The sequence below is a fragment of the Streptomyces sp. NPDC034086 genome (genome assembly GCF_055575515.1).
Genome location: NZ_JBVISM010000001.1, coordinates 198,279 through 220,832, shown reverse-complemented (window position 1 = coordinate 220,832; position 22,554 = coordinate 198,279). Strand labels below are relative to the sequence as shown.

Annotated in this window: 19 protein-coding genes and 1 pseudogene; 11 read left to right on the top strand and 9 right to left on the bottom strand. The window is 73.6% G+C overall.

All coding sequences use genetic code 11. The annotated features are described in order from the left end of the window. Positions 1 to 39 precede the first annotated feature (39 nt). Positions 40 to 1,395 carry a 6-phospho-beta-glucosidase gene (locus ACZ514_RS01030; protein ID WP_469123749.1) on the bottom strand — a complete coding sequence of 452 codons (1,356 nt, stop codon included), beginning with the start codon at positions 1,393 to 1,395 and terminating at the stop codon, positions 40 to 42. 239 nt (positions 1,396 to 1,634) lie between these two features. After that, the gene (locus tag ACZ514_RS01025) at positions 1,635 to 2,507 is read right to left on the bottom strand and encodes an MmyB family transcriptional regulator (RefSeq protein ID WP_468173054.1); all 873 of its coding nucleotides are present in this window, start codon (positions 2,505 to 2,507) and stop codon (positions 1,635 to 1,637) included. Between the two features lie 334 nt (positions 2,508 to 2,841). Between ACZ514_RS01025 and ACZ514_RS01020 the strand changes: the two genes are divergently transcribed. The 3 genes from ACZ514_RS01020 (at position 2,842) to ACZ514_RS01010 (ending at position 5,304) form a co-directional block, all read left to right on the top strand. Then, the gene (locus tag ACZ514_RS01020) at positions 2,842 to 3,510 is read left to right on the top strand and encodes a helix-turn-helix domain-containing protein (RefSeq protein ID WP_467886871.1); all 669 of its coding nucleotides are present in this window, start codon (positions 2,842 to 2,844) and stop codon (positions 3,508 to 3,510) included. A 64-nt stretch (positions 3,511 to 3,574) separates the two neighbouring features. Beyond that, a complete protein-coding gene (locus tag ACZ514_RS01015; RefSeq protein ID WP_468173052.1) occupies positions 3,575 to 4,132 on the top strand; it encodes a toxin-antitoxin system, toxin component in 558 nt (185 codons plus the stop codon). Continuing rightward, complete coding sequence (locus tag ACZ514_RS01010) at positions 4,129 to 5,304, top strand: MAB_1171c family putative transporter (protein WP_468173050.1); 1,176 nt, start codon at positions 4,129 to 4,131, stop codon at positions 5,302 to 5,304. The genes ACZ514_RS01015 and ACZ514_RS01010 overlap by 4 nt, the downstream gene beginning before the upstream one ends. Before the next feature lie 38 nt (positions 5,305 to 5,342). On the opposite strand, the gene ACZ514_RS01005 is transcribed toward ACZ514_RS01010, so the two are convergent. Beyond that, positions 5,343 to 6,119 (bottom strand): bestrophin-like domain, encoded by a 777-nt coding sequence (locus tag ACZ514_RS01005; RefSeq protein ID WP_468698083.1) that lies wholly within the window; start codon positions 6,117 to 6,119, stop codon positions 5,343 to 5,345. Positions 6,120 to 6,209: 90 nt separating this feature from the next. After that, entirely contained in the window at positions 6,210 to 6,782 is a 573-nt protein-coding gene (locus ACZ514_RS01000) for a hypothetical protein (RefSeq protein ID WP_469123748.1), read from the bottom strand. A gap of 226 nt (positions 6,783 to 7,008) precedes the next feature. Between ACZ514_RS01000 and ACZ514_RS00995 the strand changes: the two genes are divergently transcribed. Together ACZ514_RS00995 and ACZ514_RS00990 are read left to right on the top strand one after the other, a co-directional pair. After that, positions 7,009 to 8,307, top strand: a complete 1,299-nt coding sequence (locus tag ACZ514_RS00995; RefSeq protein ID WP_468173046.1) for a sensor histidine kinase — start codon at positions 7,009 to 7,011, stop codon at positions 8,305 to 8,307. Then, complete coding sequence (locus tag ACZ514_RS00990; RefSeq protein WP_469123747.1) at positions 8,295 to 8,960, top strand: response regulator transcription factor; 666 nt, start codon at positions 8,295 to 8,297, stop codon at positions 8,958 to 8,960. Before ACZ514_RS00995 ends, ACZ514_RS00990 begins: the two co-directional genes overlap by 13 nt. Positions 8,961 to 9,032: 72 nt before the next feature. Here the strand turns inward: ACZ514_RS00990 and ACZ514_RS00985 are convergent, their stop codons facing one another. Beyond that, the gene (locus ACZ514_RS00985) at positions 9,033 to 10,241 is read right to left on the bottom strand and encodes a glycosyltransferase 87 family protein (RefSeq protein ID WP_469123746.1); all 1,209 of its coding nucleotides are present in this window, start codon (positions 10,239 to 10,241) and stop codon (positions 9,033 to 9,035) included. A gap of 175 nt (positions 10,242 to 10,416) precedes the next feature. Further along, entirely contained in the window at positions 10,417 to 12,132 is a 1,716-nt protein-coding gene (gene metG, locus ACZ514_RS00980; RefSeq protein WP_468173040.1) for a methionine--tRNA ligase, read from the bottom strand. A gap of 557 nt (positions 12,133 to 12,689) precedes the next feature. Between metG and ACZ514_RS00975 the strand changes: the two genes are divergently transcribed. Both ACZ514_RS00975 and ACZ514_RS00970 read left to right on the top strand, forming a co-directional pair. Further along, a complete protein-coding gene (locus tag ACZ514_RS00975; RefSeq protein WP_468173038.1) occupies positions 12,690 to 13,220 on the top strand; it encodes a sigma-70 family RNA polymerase sigma factor in 531 nt (176 codons plus the stop codon). Positions 13,221 to 14,032: 812 nt separating this feature from the next. Beyond that, positions 14,033 to 14,752, top strand: a pseudogene (locus ACZ514_RS00970) (IclR family transcriptional regulator domain-containing protein); the annotation flags it as partial. A 303-nt stretch (positions 14,753 to 15,055) separates the two neighbouring features. Here ACZ514_RS00970 and ACZ514_RS00965 read toward each other — a convergent pair. The 3 genes from ACZ514_RS00965 to ACZ514_RS00955 form a co-directional block, all read right to left on the bottom strand. Further along, a complete protein-coding gene (locus tag ACZ514_RS00965; protein WP_469123745.1) occupies positions 15,056 to 16,681 on the bottom strand; it encodes a serine/threonine-protein kinase in 1,626 nt (541 codons plus the stop codon). 461 nt (positions 16,682 to 17,142) lie between these two features. Beyond that, positions 17,143 to 17,502 carry a hypothetical protein gene (locus tag ACZ514_RS00960; RefSeq protein ID WP_468173033.1) on the bottom strand — a complete coding sequence of 120 codons (360 nt, stop codon included), beginning with the start codon at positions 17,500 to 17,502 and terminating at the stop codon, positions 17,143 to 17,145. A 14-nt stretch (positions 17,503 to 17,516) separates the two neighbouring features. Beyond that, a complete protein-coding gene (locus ACZ514_RS00955; protein ID WP_468173031.1) occupies positions 17,517 to 18,767 on the bottom strand; it encodes a helix-turn-helix domain-containing protein in 1,251 nt (416 codons plus the stop codon). 570 nt (positions 18,768 to 19,337) lie between these two features. Between ACZ514_RS00955 and ACZ514_RS00950 the strand changes: the two genes are divergently transcribed. The 4 genes from ACZ514_RS00950 to ACZ514_RS00935 all read left to right on the top strand — a co-directional run bounded on the left by ACZ514_RS00950 (position 19,338) and on the right by ACZ514_RS00935 (position 22,414). After that, positions 19,338 to 19,475, top strand: a complete 138-nt coding sequence (locus ACZ514_RS00950; RefSeq protein WP_468173025.1) for a hypothetical protein — start codon at positions 19,338 to 19,340, stop codon at positions 19,473 to 19,475. A 14-nt stretch (positions 19,476 to 19,489) separates the two neighbouring features. Further along, positions 19,490 to 20,677, top strand: a complete 1,188-nt coding sequence (locus tag ACZ514_RS00945; protein WP_468173023.1) for a JmjC domain-containing protein — start codon at positions 19,490 to 19,492, stop codon at positions 20,675 to 20,677. Positions 20,678 to 20,706: 29 nt separating this feature from the next. Next, positions 20,707 to 21,579, top strand: coding sequence for an aldo/keto reductase (locus tag ACZ514_RS00940; RefSeq protein ID WP_469123744.1), 873 nt, complete (start codon positions 20,707 to 20,709; stop codon positions 21,577 to 21,579). A 184-nt stretch (positions 21,580 to 21,763) separates the two neighbouring features. Continuing rightward, the gene (locus tag ACZ514_RS00935) at positions 21,764 to 22,414 is read left to right on the top strand and encodes a hypothetical protein (protein ID WP_359595372.1); all 651 of its coding nucleotides are present in this window, start codon (positions 21,764 to 21,766) and stop codon (positions 22,412 to 22,414) included. The last annotated feature ends 140 nt before the right edge of the window (positions 22,415 to 22,554 follow it).

Here is a 22,554-nt window from a genome sequence, read left to right as displayed (position 1 = left end):
ACGGGTGAGGCCCCGCGGCCGGGGGGCCGGGGAGGGAGGTCAGCGCAGGTAGGCCAGGCCCGGGTGCTCCGCCGCGTACCCGTCCAGCAGCCGCCGGGCCACCGTCACCGAGTCCACCAGGGGGTGCAGCGCGAATGCCTTCACGGCGTCGGCCCGCGAGCCGCTCGAAGCGGCGGCCAGCACCGCCCGCTCCGCCGCCTTCACCGAGGTGACCAGCCCCACCGCGTGCAGCGGCAGCGGCGCCACGGAGACCGGGTGGGCGCCGTTCGCGTCGACCAGGCACGGCACCTCGACGACCGCGTGCGCGTCGAGCACGGAGAGGGTGGCGCCGTTGCGGACGTTGAGGATGAGGGTGGCCCGCTCGTCCCGGGCGATGGCCCGCATCAGCGCGAGGGCGACCTTCTCGTAGCCGCCGGACTCCAGGTCGCTCTCCTCGCGCTCCCCGACGCCCGCCACCTCGCGGTTCTCCGCCATGTACGTGGCCTCGCGCTCGGCCCGGGTGCGGTCCCAGGCGGCCAGCGCCGCCCCGGCGGGGCGTCCCGGCCGGCCGGCCTCGGCGTAGAAGGCGCGCTGCTGGTCGCGCAGGAAGGCGCCGCGGGTCTGCTTCGCCTCCTGGTAGGCCCGAACCGTGTCACGGTTGAAGTAGTAGTAGTGCAGGTACTCGTTCGGGACCGCGCCGAGCGAGCGCAGCCAGTCGGCGCCGAAGAGCCGTCCCTCCTCGAAGGACTCCAGCGCCCGCGTGTCGGCCAGCAGCCGGGGCAGTTCGTCGCGTCCGCCGATCCGCAGGCCGCGCACCCAGCCCAGGTGGTTGAGGCCGACGTAGTCGATCCAGGCCTCGCCGGGCCGGGCGCCGAGCAGCCGGGCGATCCGCCGGCCGAGGCCCACGGGAGAGTCGCAGATGCCGATGACCCGGTCGCCCAGTTCCTCGGCCATGGCCTCGGTGACCACTCCGGCGGGGTTGGTGAAGTTGATGACCCAGGCGCCGGGGGCGGTACGGGCGATCCGGCGCGCGATCTCGCGGGCCACGGGCACCGTCCGCAGGCCGTACGCGATACCCCCCGCGCCGACCGTCTCCTGGCCCAGCACGCCCTCGGCCAGCGCGATCCGCTCGTCCGCCGCGCGCCCCTCCAGGCCGCCGACGCGGATGGCGGAGAAGACGAAGTCGGCTCCGCGCAGGGCCTCGTCCAGGTCACCGGTGGCGGTGACGGCCGGGGCGTCCGCCACCCCGGCGGCCGCGGCCTGGTCCGCGAGGACCCGGGCCATGGCGGCGAGCCGGGCGGGGTCCTCGTCGTAGAGGGTCACGCGGGACACCCGGCCCTCGGCGTGGTCGCCCAGCAGTGCCCCGTAGACCAGCGGGACGCGGAATCCGCCCCCGCCGAGGATGGTCAACCGCATGCCCTGTTCCGCCCTTCCGCCATCGTGGCCGCGGCCACGGCCCGGGCGTTCCGGGCGCGGGCGGTGCCACGCCGCCGGCGACGCCGCCGGCATGCCGCGGTCCGCGGCATCCGCGCGATGTCGCGGATCGTGGCACCGCACGGACACCGAACCAGGCGGTCGGTACGGCTCGGTGCCGCCGACCCCGCCCCGGCACGGGCCGTGGCACGCGCTTCAGGGGGCCAGTCTCCCCCGCGGGGTCATTCCCCGAGCGACGGCACGGCCCGCAGGCGCGCGCCCTGCTGCTGCGGAGAGCCCGTTCCGCCGCGCACCGGACCGGCCGGCAGGCCCTGCGGGGCCGAGAGCACCAGGGTGATCCGGGTCAGGCCCATCCCCTCCAGCATGCGGCTGGTTTCCGCCACCATCCGGCACCGCACCAGGCCCCAGCCCGGGTCCGGATGGCGCACCGTCCGCACCGCGCCGTCCTGTTCGGCGGCGCCCTCCCCGTGGGTGGTCAGCCAGTGCGGGACCCCGTAGCGGTAGGCGGCCTCCATGAACGGGTCACGGGCCACCTCCTGACGGATGCTCCGCAGCCCCTCGTCGTCCGGGGCCCCGGCCAGGGCGGTGGCGAACTGGGCCAGCAGCGGTACGCACCAGGCCGGTTCGTGGTCCTCCAGCACGGCCGCGGCATCCGGGTGGAAGAGCACGAAGCGCAGGAAGTTGTCGTCGGGCAGGGCCGTGGGATGGGGGCGGACCGACTGGAACAGCCGGTCGAAGGCCGAATTGGTGAGGGCCACGTCCCACCGGTGGTCCACCAGGAAGCTCGGGTAGGGCACGGCCTCCATGAGGGCCGCGTAGTCCACGAGGTAGTCGCGCTGGGCCGGGTCCTGGGGCAGCCGGTTCTCCTCGGCCGCGCGCCAGGTGGGCGGCGGATCGCGGTCGACCATGACCCTGAACAGCCAGAAGCACTGCCGCTCGCTCATCTCCAAGGCCTCGGCCAGGGCGAGGAGTTTGCGGTCCGTCCACTCTTTGACGAGCCCGCGTTCCCAGTTTCCGTACGCGCGCACGCTGATGTGCAGCCGCGACGCGACGTCCTCCTGGCTCAGGCCCAGTTCTTCGCGGCGCTGGCGCAAAATCTCCTTGCGCCGCTCCGACCGCACTGCGCCGCGGGCGGATTCCTCACCCGCCAGGCGCTCCTCACCGGCTCGGACGAGGCCATCAGACGGGCCCACCGCTGCGAGATGTGGCACCGAGAGCTCCCCCTCCTCAACGGTCTGGATCTTCATTTCCGTGTGGCGATCCTGCTACCGACTTCATTCGAGTGTCAACTATTGTGGCAATTCCAGCCGAGCGACAGCTCATTCCCGCCACAGCTGTGGCAAGTTCTGGCTCTCCCAAAACAAACCGGATAGATTCCCTGAGGCCGACACGTGCCCACTGACCTCGCGCGATCTAGGAGAACCACTGGTGACAGACGGCTTCCCGGCTCCCGTCGCGGTGGCCAACGCGCCCCTGGCAGCGACCGTCACGCGGGTCGCTGAACTGGCGAACAAAATGGGCCGCGACCCGAACCAGGTCTTCGACCTCCGCCGGCTCTCGGAGGCGTCGGGGGTTCCCGCGGATGTGATCAGGACCCTGCTCGACGGCCGGCGGGCCGGCGAACCCGACCTGCAGGCGCGCTTCCTCCAGCGCCTGGACCTGCTGCGGCGGACCCGCGTGAAACCCAACGGCCGCCGCTACACGCAGCAGGAGATCGCCGACGGCGCCGGCATGTCCCGGCAGCAGGCGGGCGCCCTGATCAACGGCGACCGGCGGCCCACGATGGAGCACTGCGACGCCATCCAGCGCTTCTTCGGCGTACACGCGGGCTTCCTCACCGCCCATGACGCCGACGCCCTCACGGACGCCCTCCAACGCACCGAGCAGCAGCTGCTCCAGGACTTCGCGGGGCGCGAGCGGCAGACCGTACCGGCCGAGGCGGCTTCGACCGGCGATCCGCTGGCAAGACTCCTGCAGAACCACGGTGTGCGGGGCATCGCCTGGCGCGCCGCACAACTGCCCAGCGACAAGCACCGGGACAAGGTGACCGAATGGCTGGACATGCTTCTCGAAAGCGTCAAACCGAACGAATCATGACCCAGTCGAAAGTCTGGATCTGATCCTTGAGTCCTGATCCGGATCCGCGCCGACGGGGAGAACGGTGAGCATAGGCAGAGCGCAGCGGCGGTTGTGCGCGGAGCTGGTGTCCGGCATCAAGCTGGCCGCCCCCGTGGAGCCGGTGGACCTCTACGCCGCCCTCTGCGAGGGCATGAGCAGGCACCGCGGCCGCCCGGTGGAGTTCCGGATGGCCGCGTTCCCGCAGGGGACCGCCAGCGGTCTGTGGCTCGACATGGCGGACCGCGACCTGGTGGTCATCGAGGAGCGCACGGCACCCGACCACCAGCTGGTGATCCTGGGCCACGAGCTGTGGCACATGAAGGCCGGCCACTGCAGCCACCACGTCGACGGGGCCGCCGTCGCCGCCCGGCTGCTGACCGACGGCGCCGACCTCGGCGAGACGGTCCGCAGCGTCGCCGCCCGCACCCGGGCCGACGTCCGGGAGGAGACCGAGGCCGAGAGCTTCGGGCTCCTGCTGGGCAGCCGCTGCCGCACCTGGCTGGCCGGGTCGGCGGGCCCCCGGCCACCGGCCCGCCGCGACGAGCTGGCGGGCCGGATTGAGACCTCTCTCGGCTACCGGGGGCACAGGAACGACCGTTGAGCGGACCGGACTACTACATCCCGGCGGCCGCGATGGCGGTGGCCCTCGTGTGCAAGCTGCCGGCGCTGCGCAGCAACGGCCGCGATCCGCTGCTGCGGTCCGTCTTCGTCCTGCTCCTCCTGGGCGGCGCGGTGTTCACCTTCGCCGCCCCGCCCACCATCGCGGCCGTCAACCGCTGGACCGGCGTCCCCAACTTCTCCGCCCCGCTCGTCTACTGCCTGATGACGGCCTTCAGCGCCTCCTGCCTCGTCCTGGTCTTCAACTGGCGCGGCGGCGCGAGGCAGGAGATCCGGCGCACCTCCCAGCGCTGGATCGCCGGCTACGCCGTGGTCGTGGTGGCCATCGTCGTCCTGTTCGCCCTCGGTGAGGCCCCGGTCGAGCGGCTGCGCGACTTCGACACCTACTACGCGAACACCCCGTACATCCGGCTGATGATCGCCGCCTACCTGCTGGCGCACAACGCCGCCGTGCTGATGATGGTCTCGATGTGCTGGCGCTGGTCGCTGCGGGTCAGCGGCTGGCTCCGGGCCGGTCTGGTGATCATCGTCGCGGGGTACACCATCAGCCTGGCCTACGACGCCGCCAAGATGTCCGCCGTCGCCGCCCGCTGGCTGGGCCACGACCTGGACGACCTGAGCACCTACCTCGCCCCGCCGCTGGCCGCCTTCGCCGCCCTGGTCAGCTCGGTGGGCTTCGTCCTGCCCCTGGTGTACCAGCGCGTGTCGGACAGCTGGCGCACCTGGAGCACCTACCGGCACCTCGGCGCGCTGTGGCACGAGGTCCACAGCACCGCGCCCCGCGGCGCGCCCTGCGTGCGGATGTCCTGGTGGTCCCCGGCCTCGATCCGGGTGATCCAGCGGGAGTCCGACATCCACGACGGGTTCCTGCGGCTCGGCCCCTCCTTCGACCGGCGCCACCGCGACACCGCCTACGAGCGGGCCCGCTCGGCCGGGGCGGACGAGGAGACGGCCCGCGCCGTCGCGGACGCGGCGATGGTGGTGGCGGCCGTCCGGGCCAGCGCCGCCGCCCCGGAGGGCGGCGGGGACGGTGACGAGGAGCGGGTGCCGCTCCTGGCCGACGGGCCGCGCGACCTCGTACGGATCTCCCACGCCCTGCGGCACTCGCCGCTGGTGGCCGCCGTCCGGCGGCAGGCGGCCCCGGCGGGGGGCTGAACCGGCCCTGACCGCGCCCGCCGGCGCCGTCGCGTGGGTCAGCGGGAGGCCGTCACCGACAGGGCGGGGAACAGTTCCTGGAAGGGCTCGGCGGAGTCGGTCCCGTCGCGCCCGTACGGCGCGTCGAAGCTCCACACCATGAACAGCAGGAACACGATCAGCGCGCTGAACAGCCCGGCCAGCAGCAGCTCGCGCCCCGAACGCCGGATCTGCAGGGTGAAGATCAGCCCGATCGTGACGATGCCGCCGACCACCAGCCCGAACCACACCACCCCCGGCAGGGTGGACTCGTCGCTCTGGGTCCGCGAGTGCCGGGCGTCGTCGGCGGCGGCGATGTGGTCCAGGAGCGGCTGGTAGGCCTGGGCCTGCAGCTCGTTGGCGGGGCTCTGGTGGGTGACGTCGGTACGCAGCCTGCCGAGCAGCTGCGCGCCCTCGGCCGAGGCGTCCCGGCCGGAGACCAGGCGCGGCCAGTCCACGCTGACGGTGTGCGAGACGTACGCGTCCACCTCGCCGCGGATCCGGTCGCGGACGGGCGCGGGGTAGACGTCGGCGCGCTGGGTGACCTCGTACAGCGACTGGGCCTCGCGGCGCACGCTGTCCTCGGCCGCGCCGCGCGCCTCCCAGACACCGGCGATGGCCAGGCCCAGGACGATCGCGTAGACCACGCCGACCATCATCGTCATGTACTCGATGACGTCGGGGGTTTCGCTGGTGTCCTCGTCGTCCGCGACCCGGCGGTGCCGGACCACGGTGATGGCGAGGACGAGGGCGCAGACGAGCGCCATGGCGATGGCCAGGACCAGCCATTCGGACACGAGGGATCTCCCGTTCGGTGGGTCAGTGGATGCGTGGTGCGCGGGCGCGGGGACGCGCGGGCGGGACGCGGGCGCTCGGGGGCGCGGGCATCAGCTGCGGCCCTTGGAGCGGGGGCGCAGCGCGGCGGCCGCCAGCACGGCCGGGGTGGTCACGACGACCATCAGCATCATGGTGCTCAGTCCGTCCGGGCCGCGCCGCTCCAGGGCCGCGGAGTGGTACGGGCGCACCTGGAACCTCCGCGTCTGCCCGGCGGCGGCCCGGGCCGCGGGCGGGGCGGAGGCACCGGCCGGAGCCGGCTCGGGCGCCGCGTCCGCGGCCGGCGCGGCTCCCGGCGGCGGCGCCGGCCCGTCCGGCGCCGCCCCCGGCACGGGCGCCCCCGGCAGCCCCGGCGCGTGGCCGGGGTGGCGCACGGTGGGCCGGACGGCGTCGGGCCCCGTGACCCGTACGGCCGGCGGCACCGGCGACGGGCTGCCGGGCCGCGCCACGGGCGGCGGCGGCACTGCGGGCGGCCGCGTCTTGGGCGGCTTGGGCGGCCCGCCCGGCACGCACACGTCGACCCGCGCCCCGTGGCCGTGGCCGTCGCCCGCGACCGCCACGTGGCCGTGCAACGGGCAGAGCGCGGCCACCAGCCCCGCCCCGGCGAAGTACTGCCAAGCCGTCACCGCGGTCCTCCCGATCCGGCAGCCGATATGAGGGTTACGGCTGAAGAAACGATCACGGCGGGGCTTCGGACACGCGCCGGACAGGTCGAGATCCCCGCCCGGGCGGGCTGCCCGGGCGGCCGGTCGGCCCGTCGGCCCGGCGGACCCCCGGGCGCCGCGAGTCCGTGGCGGGAAAGGGACCGTGACGGCACGTGAGGGACGGGACCGGCTCACCTAGGCTTGCCGCATGTCCACCGCCACGCCCTCCCCCGCCCAGCCCGTCACCGCGTGGCGCGTCATGCGGCGGCCCGGGCGGTTCCTCGGATCGGGGTGGCCCTGGCGGTGCTGGGCGTACCTGGGCAGCGGGGCTCCGCTCGGGTACGGGGTGCTGCTCGCCCTGGTGCTGCTCGTCGGGCTCGGGGTGCTGCTGGCGGTGGCCGGGATCGGGCTGGTGCTGCTGGCCGCCGCCCTGGCGGGTGCGGTGCCGCTCGGGGAACTGGAGCGGCACCGGCTGCGGTGGGTGGAGCCGGAGCCGGTGGCGGACCCGCACACCTCGCTCGCCGGGGCCGGTCCCGCCGCCTGGCTGCGCACGCGGCTGCGCGAACGCGCCACCTGGCGGGAGTTCGGGTACGCCGCCCTGCTCGGGCCGGCCTTCGGGGCGGCCGGCTTCGCGGTGCTCGCGCTGGTGGCGTTCTCGCTGCTGCTGGTGGCGGCCCCCGTCATCGTGTGGGCCCTCGCCCCGGAGCCGGTGATGCTGGTACCCGGCGAGGCGGTGGCGGGCCCGCTGGAGGCGCTGGGCGGGACGGCCGTGGGGCTGGCCGGGCTGGTGCTGGCCGCGTACGCGGGCGCGCTGGTCGCCGGGGCGCAGGTCGCGTGCGCCCGGCTGCTGCTCGGGCCGCGCGGGGACGACGACCGGGTGCTGGAGCTGACCCGGTCGCGGGTGCGGCTGGTCGAGGCCTTCGAAGCCGAACGCCGGCGCATCGAGCGGGACCTGCACGACGGGGCCCAGCAGCAGCTGGTGGCCCTCAGCATGACGCTCGGCCTCGCCGAACTGCGGCTGCGCGAGCACCCGGAGGCCGCGGAGGCGGCGGCGCTCGTGGGCCGGGGCCGCGAGGAGGCCAAGCTGGCCCTGGCGCAACTGCGGGACCTGGTACGGGGGATCCATCCGCAGGTGCTCACCGATCACGGGCTGGCGGCGGCGGTCGCGGAGGTGGCGCTGCGGCATCCCGTGCCGGTCAGGGTGGACCTGGAGCTGCCCCGGCTGCCCGAACCGGTCGAGGTGACCGCGTACTTCACCGTCGCCGAGGCCCTCGCCAACGCGGCCAAGCACAGCGGGGCCTCGCGGGTCGGCGTCGCCGGTAGGGTCGAGGGCGGCCGGCTCACCCTCACCGTCACCGACGACGGCCGCGGCGGGGCCGATCCCGGCGCGGGGGCGGGCCTGGCGGGTCTGGCGGACAGGGTGGCGATGTTGCGGGGCAGGCTGACGGTGTCCAGTCCGGTGGGCGGGCCGACGGAACTGAGGATGGAGGTGCCGTGCTCCGGGTGATCCTGGCGGAGGACTCCGTCCTGCTGCGGGCGGGACTGGCGGAACTGCTGGCCCTGGGCGGCCACCGGGTCCTCGCCTCGGTCGGCGACGCCCCCGCCCTGCTGCGGGCCGTCGCGGCCGAGCGGCCCGACGTGGTCGTCACGGACGTGCGGATGCCTCCCGGGCTGCGCGACGAGGGACTGCGCGCCGCGCTGGAACTGCGTGCCGCGGACCCGTCCCTGCCGGTGCTGGTGCTCTCCCAGTACGTGGCCACGGCCTACGCGACCCAGCTCTTCACCGGCGGCTCGGCGGCCGGGCTGGGTTACCTGCTCAAGGAACGGGTCGGGGAGGTGACCGAGTTCCTCGACGCGCTCCGGCGGGTCCACGAGGGCCAGACGGTCATCGACCCCGAGGTGGTCCGCGTCCTGCTCGCGCCGAGGCCGGCGAACGAGCCGCTGGCCCGCCTCACCCCGCGCGAGCGGGAAGTGCTGGCGCTGATGGCGGAGGGGCTCAACAACCAGGCCCTGGCGGCGCGGCTGTTCATCACCGAGGCCTCCGTCGTCAAGCACGCGGGCAACATCTTCACGAAGCTGGACCTGGACCCGACGGAGGGCAACCGCCGCGTCCTGGCCGTCCTGGCCCACCTGCGCGCCCCGGACGCCGCCACCGGCTGACCGCGCCCCGGCCTTCCCTTCCCCCGGTGGCCCGGGGCCCCGGTGGTCCCGCCCGACCTGGGCCGCCCCCGGTCAGCCGGCCGGAGCCGTCCGCCGGGTCCGGGAGCGCGCCACGACACGGGAGACGGCCGGGCCCGCGGGGGCCGCCGACCGCGCCCAGGCCACCAGCAGCAGCGGCAGCGCCAGGTAGCCGAAGCGGCTCGCCGGAGCCAGCAGGAACGCCAGGGTCAGCCCGAGCGCGAGCCGGTCGGCCGCGGCCACCACGGTGCGCGGCGGACGCACCAGCAGGGACATCGCCACCCCCAGCCCGGCCAGCACCAGCAGGCCCACCGTCAGGTACCAGCCCCACGGCCCGAGGTCCGCGAGCAGGCGGCCCGGCAGGGGGCTGCTCGCCGGAGTCGCCACCTCGGCCCGGCCGGTCGGGAAGGCGAACACCTGCCGCCACAGCTCCGCCGGCTGGAGCAGCAGGCCCGGCCCCACCAGGGCGGCCGTGCCCAGCAGCGTCACCAGCGCGCAGCGCCCCGCCGTCCGCCCGCCCCGCCGGACCGCGAGGAGCGCCAGGACCACCGCCACGGCGGGCAGCGCCGTCCACTTGAGGGCGCACGCCCCGGCCAGGGCCACCCCGGAGACCGCCGGGCGGCCCGACGCGGCCGCCGCGAGGGCCAGGCAGCACAGCCCCGCCAGCGGCAGGTCCACGCCGCTCACGGCCAGCGGGAGCGCCACGACCGGCGAGGCCACCAGCGGCGCGAGCAGCGGGGAGGGGGCGGTGCCCAGGAGGCGGCGGCCGGCCCGCATCCCGCAGAAGAGCGCGGCGGCGCACCAGAGCCGGGCGTCGCCCAGCAGCCGTACCGCCCAGCTCCCGCCCCCGCCGGAACCGGAGCCGCCGCCGTCGCCGCCGAGCAGGGCGCGCGGGATGCCGAGGAGCGCCGTCCCGGGGAGGTACGGGGTGTACTCCTCGACCCCGGCGGGCCGGTCCGCGTAGAACCTTCCGGTCGCGAGGAGGCGCCGCGCGGACCGTTCGATCACGCCGACCTCGGACTGCCCCTGTCCGGTGAGCACCAGGTACAGCAGCGGCACGGCCACCGCGCCCAGCAGGGCGACGGCGAGGGCCTCGCGGCGCCGGCCCAGGGCGGTGGCGGCCGCGGCGGCGAGGTAGCCGGCGGCCGCGCACCAGCCCCACAGCCGGTGCGGGGCGAGTGCGGAGAACAGCGGGAAGGACAGCGCCCAGGCGGCCGCGAGCAGCCAGCCGGCGGTCCACCGGGCGGTGGGGGAAGGGGTCATGGACCCATTCCAGCGGCGCGGCCCCCTCCGGGTCCGCACACCCAGGCGGAGTCGTCGTGGTGGGGTTTTGCCTACCCCGCCCCCGCCGTCCGCCGGGGACGCCGGGGACGCCGGGGACGCCGAAGGGGCGCGGCCCGGGCGGGCCGCGCCCCTTCCAGGACGGTCACGGGGGCGCTCAGGCCTCCGGGTCGCCGCCGAAGCGCTCGCGGTAGGACTCCAGGTCCTCCTCGGTGATCCGCGCGAAGAGCACCGGCGGCACGGTGAACGGCGTCCCGGCCGGGACCGCGTCCAGCGCCCTGGCCCGCTCCGGGGTCACCCAGGTCGCGGTGTCGCCGGCCAGCTCGAAGGAGGAGCGCATGGCGCGGGCGGAGGCCGGGATGAACGGCTCAGAGACCACCGAGTAGAGGTGGATGAGGTTCATCGCGGTGCGCAGGGTGAGCGCGGCGCCGTCGAGGTCGGTCTTGACCTCCAGCCACGGGGCCTTCTCGTCGAGGTACGCGTTGCCGGCCGACCACAGGGCGCGCAGCGCGGCGGCGGCCTTGCGGTACTGGAGGGTCTCCATGTGGCCCTCGTACTCGGCCAGCAGCTCGGCGATCTGCTCGCCGAGCTTCGCCTCCGCCTCGCCGGCCGGGCTGCCCGCGGGGACCTCGTCGCCGAACTTCTTCCGGGAGAAGGTGAGGACCCGGTTGACGAAGTTGCCGAGGGTGCCGCCGAGGTCCTTGTTGACCGTGGCGGCGAAGTGCTCCCACGTGAAGGACGAGTCGTCGGACTCGGGGGCGTTGGCGATGAGGAAGTAGCGCCAGAAGTCGGCGGGCAGGATGTCCAGCGCCTGGTCGGTGAAGACGCCGCGCTTCTGCGAGGTGGAGAACTTGCCGCCGTAGTACGTCAGCCAGTTGAAGGCCTTGACGTAGTCGACCATCTTCCACGGCTCGCGGGTGCCGAGTTCGGTGGCGGGGAACATCACCGTGTGGAACGGGACGTTGTCCTTGGCCATGAACTGGGTGTAGCGGACGTCCTCGGCCTCGTACCACCAGGACTTGTAGTCGCGGCCGGCCGGGTCGGCGTCGGCCCACTCCTTGGTGGAGGCGATGTACTCGATCGGCGCGTCGAACCAGACGTAGAAGACCTTGCCCTCGGCGGCCAGCTCGGGCCAGGTGTCGGCCGGGACCGGGACGCCCCACTCGAGGTCGCGGGTGATGGCGCGGTCGTGCAGGCCCTCGGTCAGCCACTTGCGGGCGATGGAGGAGGCCAGCTGCGGCCATTCGTCCTCGTGCCGCGCGACCCAGGCCTCGACCTCGTGCTGGAGCTTGGACTGGAGGAGGAAGAGGTGCTTGGTCTCGCGGACCTCGAGCTCCGTGGAGCCGGAGATGGCCGAGCGGGGCTCGATGAGGTCGGTGGGGTCGAGCACGCGGGTGCAGTTCTCGCACTGGTCGCCGCGCGCCTTGTCGTAGCCGCAGTGCGGGCAGGTGCCCTCGACGTAGCGGTCCGGCAGGAAGCGGCCGTCGGCGGGCGAGTACACCTGCCGGATCGCGCGCTCCTCGATGAAGCCGTTGGCCTGGAGCTGCCGCGCGAAGTGCTGGGTGATCTCGGCGTTCTGCTGCGAGGAGCTGCGGCCGAAGTAGTCGAAGGACAGCTCGAAGCCGTCGTAGACCGCCTTCTGGGCGTCATGCGCCTGCGCGCAGAACTCGGCGACCGAGATCCCGGCCTCCTTGGCGGCGAGTTCGGCGGGGGTGCCGTGCTCGTCGGTGGCGCAGATGTACAGGACGTCGTGGCCGCGCTGGCGGAGGTACCGGGAGTACACATCCGCCGGAAGCATCGACCCGACCATGTTGCCCAGGTGCTTGATCCCGTTGATGTAGGGAAGCGCGCTGGTGATCAGGTGTCGAGCCATCCTCGGATGCTCCATTCGTTTCATTTGTACGGATCTACGCGTGACGACGCGCGGTTCATCGTATCGAACCGCCCAAAGGCCACGCGTCGGCTTTCCCCGGGGCTCCGGGGAGGGCGGGACGCAACGCAAAAGCGAGGACTGTGACCTCTCCGTCACGGCCCTCGCGTCGGGCCCATGCTACAGCGGGCCCGCCGCCGCCCCGACCGGCGTCCGCGCTCCGGACCCCGGCCGGCCACGCCCCGGTGCACGGCCCGGCGCGCGGCCCGGTACGCCGGGCGTGACCCGGCGCGGCCCGGGGGCGTGGGGGCGGGACGAGCCGGCTCGGGCCGGGCATATGCGTTCGGCCTCGCCGGCTCCTCGCATGATCGGCATCAGTCAAGAAACGATCAGCACTCGGCCTAATCCCCTCATGTTGCTCCTCCACCCCCTCGAGGGGCGTACGCGCTGCTCTCATGGACCCCGCACAGGGGATGAGGTGGGGAACGGTGAACGATGGCGGACCGGAGGAGTCCGGTGGGGCCGTGGGACTGCCCAGCCGGCGGCGGCAGCCCACGCCCATGAGTCAGTGGGGGTCGACCGCGCGCCTGTCGTACTGGGCGTTCCACGCGAACCGGCGGCCCGCGTACATGCGCTTCGCGTACCTGCAGCTGGGCTCCGACGCCGCCGCCGAGGACGCGGTGGACGCCACCTTCGAGTCGATCATGAGCGAGTGGCTGCGCATGCTGCACATGGACCGCCTCGACGCCTACGCCTGGACCGTGCTCAAGCAGCGGATCGTCGACTGGCAGCGGCGCCGCGACCCGCGCATGCACCGCCCCGAGCCGATGGACACCAGCGCGTTCGAGGCGGCGCTCAAGGAGGCGCACGCCGACCAGTACGAGGTGCTGACCGACACCATCCGCTTCTACTCGGCGGTCTCCCGCCTCGCCGAGCGCCAGCGGGACGCCGTGCTCCTGCGCTACGGGCTCCAGTGCAGCCCCGGCGAGGCCGCCGCCGTGATGGGCGTCGACGAGGCCACCGTCCGCTCGCAGCTCGGCCAGGCCCACCGGCGCCTCGCACGGCTGCTCGACGCGTCCGCCGAATCATGAGGCCCGGCGAGGATCCCGGCTCCGGCGACGGCCGTGCGGCGGCGGCCCCCCGCCCCCTGGCGGAGTTCCTGGCCCGCGCGGGCGTGCGCGACCGGTACCCGCACTACGACCTGGGCGCCGCCGAGGCCCGCCTGCTGCGGGTCCCCCGTGCCCCGGGCGTCCCCGGCGTCCCCGCCTCCCCCGCGTCCCGCGGCCGTCGCCGGTCCTTCGGCTGGAGCGACCCCGCCCGGGACCTGCCGCTCGATTCGGAGCGGGCCCGGCGGGACCTGAAGGCCGCCTGTCTGGCCGTGGTCGGAGACCCGCGCGCCGGTGCCGACCTGGGGCGCTTCGTACAGGACCGGCACAGCGACCTGCCGGGGGCGGTGGTCTTCGGCTGCCTGCTGCACCTGTCCGGGCTGCGCGAGGGCTCCCGCTTCTGGTGGCAGTTCGCCGCGGGCTCCGGCAGTCCGCGCACCGCCCCGGCCGCCTACTGCCTGTTCCTGGACCACTCCCGGCGCGGCGAGCACCACGACGCCCTGCTCTGGGCGCGGGAGCTGGGCCGCCGGGGCTTCCGGCCCGGCGGCCGCCGCGAGCTGCGCGAGGTGCGGCTGTGCGCCCAGGCCGCCGTCCTGCGGTACGTCGACCAGTGCGACGACCCCGATCTGGGCCCGGTGCCGCTGCCCAGGCCGGGGCTGCCCTCCGTGCTGGCCGCGTTCCTGCCGCCGGCCCCGCCGCCGCCCGCCCGGCCGCGCCCCGGACCGGGCCCGCTGCGCCACCCCGCGCTGACGTCGGCCGCGCGGGGGACGGCGGTCCGGGCCGACACGGGCGAGGCCCTGGCGCAGGCGCGGCGCGCGCTGGCCGTCGTACGGGTCCTGGAGCGCCACCCGCTCGGGGTGCGGGCGGCCGGGATCGTCCGGGACTCGGGCCTGGCGGCGGCGGAGCTGCGCCCGCTCCTGGCGATGCTGCGCGAGGAGGAGTACGCGTACTGCCCGGCCGCCGGGGTGTACGCGCCCGGCCCGGCCCTGGACCGGCTCGCCGCCCCGGGCGGCACCGGCCTGGCCGGGCAGCTCCAGCGCACCCTGGCGCTGGCCCGCGACAGCGCGGGGGCCGCCGTGTACCTCAGCCGGTACGCGGAGGGCGAGGTCCGGATCACGCAGATGGCCGACGGGCCGGGGGCTCCGCCGGTGCGGGAGTGGGTGGACTTCCGGGCCGCCGCGCACGCCAGCGCGGTCGGCAAGTGCCTGCTGACGCAGCTCGACCACGACGGCCGGGCCGACCACGTGGCCCGCCACCGCCCGGCCCGGCTCACCCCGCGGACCATCACGGACAGCCGGGCCCTGTTCAGCGCCCTGGACGCGGTGGCACCGGGCGCCCCCGTCTTCGACCTGCGCGAGTACTCCCCCGGGGTGGTCTGCTCGGCGGTGCCCCTCGCGACGGGCCACGCCGCCGGAAGCCTCGCCCTGTCCCTGCCGGCGGCGCACGCGCACCGGCTGCACTCCGCCACCGAGGCCCTGCGCCGCAAGGCGGTCCCGGTGCTGCTGGCGCTGCTGCTGTCGGGGGCGATCCCGCCGGACACCCCCGCGGGCGCCCCGGCCCCGGCTCCCGCCGCGACGCCGGAGACGCTGCGCCACCTGGGGCGGCTCTTCCGGACCCCGCTGACCCGCTTCGCGGCGTCGGCGGGCGGCCCGCACCTGGTGCGCGACCCGGCGTCGGGGGCGGCGTACCTGTTCGACGCCCCGCCGGACGGGGGCCTCGCGCTCCCTCAGACCCTCGGCCCGCTCGCCCCGGGCAACTCCCCGCCCCCGGACGGCCTGATGGTCCTGGGCACCTGACGGGAGTTCCGGCCGGCGCTCGGCCTAGCCGACCGGGACGAAGGAGTCCAGCGCCGCGTCGAAATGGCCCCGGGCCTGGGTGAGACGGCCGAGGGGCGCCGACACCCAGACGTCGTACATCCGGCCGTTCTCGTCCCAGCAGAGGTCGAAGGTGTGCCGTGGCCCCTCGGCGGCGCTGAAACCGTTCCAGGTGAACTCCCAGAGGGCGGCGGGCAGTCCGTCGTGCGTGGTCGGGACGATGGAGTTGTCGCGGTAGCCGGGGTTGTTGGACGGTCCGTTCGCGTCGGACTGCCGCATCGCGGCGAGCGGTCCCGCCGACGCGGGCTTCACCTTGATGCCGATCCGGATGGCGCCGTCCGCGGAGACGTAGAAGACCCGCTGGTCGTCGGTGGTGCGCTGGAAGCCCTGCGGTACGGCGAGGCCGAAGCCCTCCGGGTCGGAGACGAAGCGGTACCCGGCGGGCGCGGGCTTGCCGGAGACCGTCCGCGCGGGCGCCGCCGGGGCGGGCGCCGTCACCGTCGCCGTCGCCGTCACCGGGCCCTGACCCGTGGGGGGCCGGGGAACGGAGGAGGCGGCGGTGCCGGGGGCCGGGGAGGCGGGACCGCCCTGGGCGCCGACCCGGCCCTTGTCCCCGGTCCGCTCCGAGATCAGGGAGGTCACGACCACGGCACCGAGGACGGCCACCACGACGAGCGCGGCGACCAGCCCGGCGCGCGGACCCGCGGCGCGGGCTCCGGGCTCCCGCGCCGTGACCCGCTCGGTCGGCGAGTACCCGGGCGGGGCGGCGGGCGGCGCCGGCCGTCCCGGGCCGGGGGCGCGGTCGAGGAGGGGGAGGCTGCCGGTGGTGACGTACGCGGACAGCAGCCGCTGCGCCTCCGCCACGCCCAGCCGGCGCTCGGGGTCGCGTTCCAGCAGGCCCCGGATCAGCGGGGTCAGGGGCCCCGCCTGCACGGGCGGCCGGATCTCGTCGTAGACGACGGCGTGCAGGACCCCGCCCAGCGAATCCCGGTGGAAGGGCGACTCACCCGTCAGCGCGGCGCACAGCAGGGCGCCGAGGGACCACAGGTCGGACGCCGGTCCGGCGGCGGCCCCCTGCATCCGCTCGGGGGAGGTGTACTCGGGCGAGCCGACGAAGGCACCGGTCTCGCTGATGGTGGTGGAACCCGCGAGGCGGGCGATGCCGAAGTCGGTGAGCACGACGCGCCCGGTGCCGGCCTCCATGAGGACGTTGGCGGGCTTGACGTCCCGGTGGAGCACCCCGCGGTCATGGGCCGCGCTCAGCGCGCCGAGCAGGGCGAGCCCGATGCGGGCGGTCTCGCCGGCGCCGAGGGGCCCGGCGGAGCCGAGGCGGTCGGCGAGCGAGCCGCCCTCGACGAGTTCCATGACGATGTAGGGGCGCCCGCCGTCCTCGACGACGTCGTGCACGACGACCACGTGCGGATGCTTGATCTGTGCGACGGTACGCGCCTCGCGCAGGGCTCCGACTGCTTCCTTACCGTCGCCGACGTGGAGTTCCTTCACGGCGACCGCGCGGCCGAGCAGCTCGTCCGAGGCCTGCCAGACGGTCCCCATACCGCCCCGTCCCAGCCTCTTCCCCAGGCGGTACCGCCCGGCGATCACGACATCGTTGCGCGGTTCGTCCTGCGACACGTTCCCCCCTCGACCCGGTCAGGCCCCATGATGCCGCACGGCGCGGAACCGGCCACCCCGTTCCACGACGGGGCCCCGGCGCTGCGTGCCGGAAGGGGCCCGGGCAGGGCCCGGAAACGCGGAAGAACCACACCGGAGCGGAATGCCGGGCCGCCTGCCGGCCGCGCCCCTGCCCCGGAGCGAGCCGGGAGCCTGCCCGTGTCCGGGGCGCCGTTCCGGGCCGGAAAAGCAAAAAACCCCACCGAGTGGGGTTCCTGCTGGTGTCCGAGGGGGGACTTGAACTCTCCACTCGGGCACCAGCCCGTAGGCGTTATGACCTGCGGGAATGCCTGTCGTGGCAGGGGTTCGGCAGTCCTGCGCTTCCTGTCTTTTCCTGCTGTTTCAGGCCGTCTCCGGACGCTGTTGGTCACCCGTTGGTCACGTGCCCAACCTGACCAGGACGGGCGATCTCGCCCGCTCGATCAGGCCTTTTCGATGGCCTCGAAGATGTCGGCGTCGGTCTCCTGCTGCCACTTCGGCAGGTCGGGCCAGTCGGCCACGTACCCCGGCTTGGGGTCCTCGAAGTGCTTGAACATCTGAGCGGTCCAGCACGTCGCGACGAACCGACTCTTCTGCTCGCGGGACAGCCTCGATGCGTGCCCGCCGCTGATCTCGATGAACTGCCGGACCTGCTCGTAGACCGAACCCGCGGCCTCGCGCTCCCACTGCGGGGTGTCGTCCCAGGGCGTCACGTACCCGGCCTTCGGTTCCCCCGGGAAGTGCTGGTGCACTCCCGCGATCCAGGCTTCCCGGAACACTCGTGCACCTTCGGTCTGCGACATGCCAACCCCTCTCGTCATGGCGTGCTGAGCGCGGCGATCTCCGCCCCCAGCTCCGCTACGCGGTGGTCCCTGCTCAGGGGGCCGAACTCGTCGCACAGGGTCTGGAGTCTACGGGCGACGTATCCGGAGGAAGAGGCTCGGGCCAGGAGCAGGGCTTCCCGGCCGTACGCGACGACGTGTTCGGGGTCGCGCCGCTTGGCCCCGATGGCGGCGAGATCAGTCAGGACGGCGCCGCGCCGCCGGTAGGACTGCCCGGATGCAAGGGCGGTCTGCTCCAGTGCCCGCCGCAACGCCTCCTCCGCCAGGTCGAGCCGTCCGAGCTGGACGTAGCGGGCTCCCCGTTCCTCGGCCAGCCGCGTCCCGTCGAATCGCAGCCACCCGCCGTTGGTACTGCCCGCGCTCAGGTCCATGACGTGCTCCGCCTGGTCCAAGGCGCGCTCGCATGCGGCGAGGTCGCCCAGGCCGGCGTACGCCTCCGCCTGGACGGCGGCGACCCAGTGCCGCGTGGCGAGGTTGCTGTCACCTCGCCCGGCCAGCCGCTCAGCGGCTCCCAGGATCTGGGCCGCCTGCCGGTAGCGCTGCTCCGACATGTCCACGTAGGCGTGCCGGACGAGTGCGCACGCCCACAGGTCGTAGGCTCCGGCGTCCCTGCTGACAGATGCTGCGAGGGCGTAGGAGGTTGCCGCGTCGGTGTACCGGTTCGCGTCGAAGGCAACTTCCCCGGCCAGCTGGAAGAGGTCGGCTGCCGCGCTGAGGAGCGGGCGGGAGTTGCCTCGGGTGTCGGCCGCGAGGGCTTCGTTCAGGGTGGTCAGTTGGTCGCGGACGATGGGGTAAACGGACCCCTTGGACCGGGCCAGTTGGTAGACCTGCCAAAGGTGACTGTTCATCCTCGCGAAGTCACCGGGTGCTCCCCTGAGGACCCCGTCGGAGAGGGCTTCCGCCTCGTCCAGCGGCAAGGCGGTCAGCGCCCCGCTGACGGTGAGGATGCGGAGGAATTCGCGGCGGATCACTTCGTCTGGGTCTCCCGCACTCGGGTGGTCACTGGGCTGCTGGCATCTGGTCGTCCGGCCTACGGCTCGTGGCTGTGTCAGAAGGGCGTCCAGCTCTTGAAGGCTCACTTCGAGGGCGGCTGCCAAGCCTGGCCGCTGAGGCGGCTGCGGTGCGATCTTGCCGCTCTCCCAGCGTCCGACCGTTGTGCGGTCCGTCCCATGACGCCCCTCTTCCCGTGACCTGAACCCACGGCGTTCCCGTGCACGGATGTGCATCAAGAGTGCCGCATGGATGCCGTGGAGGGCTCGGACTCCTCGCGCTTTCCTTGGTGTTGGCGCAAACGGGCACGGGGGCAAACCTGCGGAAGGGTGCGGACATGGCAACGGAGAACGGCATGGCGCGCGATGGTTTCGGTTCCGCCCAGTCTCGGGGCCTCGGAGCTGACCGCCGCGTTCTCATGACCCTTCGGGTATCCCGCGACTCGGGTCGCACCTGGCAGCAGAGCACCAGCGTCCAGGAGGGTGACGCGTTCGTCATCCTGTCCGATCCGGGGCGATACCCGCCCTGCGGGTGTACCCGCTGCACGGGCCACCAGGCGCTGTCCGCCACGTCGCTCCGCCCGGCTGACATCGAGCCGAGGACGGCGTGAGGTTTGGCTTACGGAACTGGGTGCTGCGCCGCTTCGGCCGGTACGCAGGTCCGCTCTACCTGGCCATGGTCCTCGGCGGCTCGGCTGTGTTCCTCGCCGGAGCCCTTGCGACGCGGTAGCCGCCTCGAAGGCTGCTGCCCTCCCGTTCCTCCCGCCGGATTCCCGGCGGGTGTTTCCGAGTAGAGAGGTAAGTCCGATGGTGAAAGAGAACACCGGTTCGGCGGCCCCCGAGGGGGGTGGCCTGCTCGTCGCGAAGCGGAAGATCGTCGCCGCGCGCACCCGCGCCGAGCAGGAGTCCGACGTCAGTAGCGGCCGTTCCGACGGCAACGACTAACGGGGCTGCCCACGATGCTTGATGCAGCCTCGTGGGCGGGGCGTCTGGGCGGGGACACGTTCCTCGCCCAGACGTACCACCGCTCCTACGCGCACTTTCCCGGCACCGCCAACACGGCGGGCCTGTTCTCCTGGGACGACCTCAACCGGATCATCGCCACGCAGCGACTGGAGCCGCCCCGGCTGCGCCTGTCGGCCGACGGCGAGATGGTCCCCCTTCACCGCTACGCGATCCCGACCACGAACCGCCGGGCGGTCACCTGGTCGCGCATCCAGCCGGCCGATTTCCACGCCCAGCTCAAGGACGGGGCGTCGCTGGTCCTCGATGCGGTCGAGAAGATCCACCCGGCGGTGGGTGCGGCTGCCGAAGGTCTTGAACGGTTCCTTGGCACGCCCGTGCAGGCCAACGCGTACGCGTCCTGGACCGATAGGGAGGGCTTCGGCCTGCACTGGGACGACCACGACGTGGTCGTGGTGCAGGTTCACGGCTCGAAGCGGTGGCGCTTGTACGGCTCCACCCGTGAGGCTCCGACCTTCCGGGACGTGGAGTCACCGGAGAGGCCCAAGGGTGGCCCGGTGGCGGACATCGTTCTCGCCCCCGGTGATGTGCTCTACCTGCCGCGCGGCTGGTGGCACGCGGTCACGGCTGACCAGGGGACGGAGTCGCTGCACCTGACGTTCGGCATGGTCCCGCACACGGGCGCGGACCTCATGCTCTGGGTCGTGGATCAGCTCCGGTCGTCCCCCGCACTGCGCAAGGACATCCCTCGGTTCGCTTCCCTGGTGGAGCAGTCGGACTTCATCGAGGCCGTGCGCCGTGAGGTGCTGGGCATGATGGCGGACACCCGGTTGGTGGAACGGTGGGCGCAGTCCATCGACACGACCGACCTGGGGCACGCGATTCCCTCGCTGCCCTACGTGGACGGGCTGCCCGCACGGCCGGAAATCACGGTCAAGCTGACCGCCCCTCGGGGCCGTCTGACAGCGAACCCCGCCCACAGCACGGTCACGTTCTCGGCGGCCGGTACCGCCTGGGACTTCGCCGAGTCGGCCGCGCCCGTACTGGGCACGCTGCTGACCGGTCAGCCGACCACGCTCGGAGAGATGGCCGACTCCGCCGGACTGGAGATCAAGGACGTGGCCGAACTGGTATCCGCCCTCATCGAGGGCCATGCCGTCGCAGTCGTGGGGACCGCGCTGTGACCGCCGCTCTCTCGCTAGGGACGTACCGCGTGCGTGCCGTCAGTCAGGCGGCACGCACCGCCCTGGCTGCCGGTAGCGCCTGGGTGGACACAGCACCCAACTACGCCCACGGTCGGGCGCATGAGGAGCTGCGCCCGGTTCTCGGGGAGTACCCGAGCGTGCGGGTAGCTACGAAGACGGGGTTCTTCACGGAAGAGCAAGGCCGCACCGCCCTGGCTGAGGGCGTGCTCACCAGGGAAGAGATGGCCAGCCGGCACAGCCTTGAACCGGGCTTCGTTCGCTGGCAGACGAAGCGTTCGTTAGGCTCACTCGGCCGCGTGGACCTGGTGTTCGTGCACAACCCTGAGCACCACGGGCATGGCCTTGACCGTGCCGCTCTGCACTGGCGTGTACGGGAAGCCTTCACGGCGTTGGAAGAATTCGCTCATGCGGGCAAGATCGGCGGGTACGGGGTCGCCACCTGGACGGGCCTGACCTCCGAAGCATTCACGGTTCCCGAGTTGCTCGCGCTCGCGCGACAGGCGGCGGGCTCCGCCGAGCACCACTTCACGGCGTTGCAGGTGCCCGTCAGCCTGATCATGGACGACCTGATCAGACAGGCGCTCGACGGCGGCGGACCGCTGGTGCAGGCGAAGGACGCGGGGCTTATCACGTTCGGCTCCGCACCTCTGCACGGCGGTGAACTGCTGGATGCCATGACGCCTGAACTGGTGAACTTCATCCGCCCTGGTCTGTCGGCCGCAGCCGCTGCCCTGCTGGCTGCTGGCTCGTGCCCCGGCCTCGATGTCGTCCTGACTTCCGCGAGCACCCGCGCACACTGGGACGATGCGGCGAAGGCTCTGGCTGCACCCCTGACGGCCGATGAACTGAGGAGGGTGACCGATGAACTCGCCGCCGAGTGAGGACGTACAGACCCTGATGGAGGCCGCGCACGACAGGGCGGCGAAGGCTCTGGGTCTCATGTGTACGGGTCCGCTGGCCTGGGGGTTCCAGGGTGTGACCCTCGGTCGGCAGGCAGGGGAGCGGTGGCTACGGGTAGGCCGGACGGCCAGGAGGAACGCGGGCAGGAAGGAGGGGGAGGGCATCGTGGGGGCTTCCCTGCTGGTGCCTGACGCGGTCCCGCGCCCGCGCCTGTACGAGGTGCACGACTGGACTGACGGGGAGTGGGCCTTCGAGGCCGAAGTCCTCGATTACGTGACGCACCCCGTCGTGTCCCCGGAGCGGGCCGACCTGGACCGCGACCCCGGCTTGCCTGCCGAGTGGTGGGCCGACCTGCGCCGAGCTCTGGCCCTGCTCGCTGGGGCGGAGGGAGTGAAGGTCACTGTCCGGGATGGGTGGATCGAACGCGCCTTCCCTCAGTTCCTCGGCATCCCTGCCCCGGCCAAGGTGGAGCGGGCGACCGGTCATGGTGACCTGCACTGGGGCAACCTCACGACCATGCCCCTGACCCTGCTGGACTGGGAGCGGTGGGGTCTGGTGCCCTACGGCTACGACGCGGGTCTTCTCCACGCCAACAGCCTGCTCGTTCCCGACGTGGCGGACCGTATCCGGCTGGAGTTCGCTTCGGTCCTGGACACCCCAGCCGGCCGAGTCGGAGAACTCGCGGCCCTGGCAGAGATGCTGCAAGCCGTCGCCCGTGGCTGGTATCCGGACCTGGCCCCGCGCCTACTCGCTCGCGCGGAATCGCTCACGGGCGTTCGGCCACCGGTCCCGGTGCACTCGGAGGTCAGCGCCTGACAGGCCCGTGCATGACAGCGGCCCCCGACTGATGCCGGGGCCCGCCTGTGTCCGTGTGCGCCTGTCTCAGGCGCTCTCTCCGAGGTGGCGGTCAAGGTGGCACGACCGATTCCCAGGGTCTTAGCGATGGACGTGACGCT